Genomic DNA, 229 nt, shown 5'->3' on the forward strand with positions numbered 1-229 from the left:
CCCCCACGGACAGGCGGGCCCCCTCCGCGTACCCCCGGCCACGGCCGAGGCCTCCCTCCCCCTCTCCTCCATGTACCCCCACAAGTCCATCCTGGGCTGCCGATACGGCTCCTCCCGCCCCCAGCGTGACATCCCCCTCAACGCCGACCTCTACCGGGAGGGCCGCCTCCTCCTGGAGGAACGGGTATCCCAGCCCCCCCCGGTCGGGGCTTCGCCCAAGGCGGGGGAG

At 74.2% G+C, this 229-nt stretch carries 1 pseudogene; it reads left to right on the plus strand.

Annotated features, from left to right (window positions below):
• Nucleotides 1–229: pseudogene (locus tag KVT44_RS59900) on the plus strand (Zn-dependent alcohol dehydrogenase); the annotation flags it as partial.

Origin of the sequence: Streptomyces sp. GbtcB7, assembly GCF_019091445.1 — a bacterium.
Taxonomy (GTDB): domain Bacteria; phylum Actinomycetota; class Actinomycetes; order Streptomycetales; family Streptomycetaceae; genus Streptomyces; species Streptomyces mirabilis.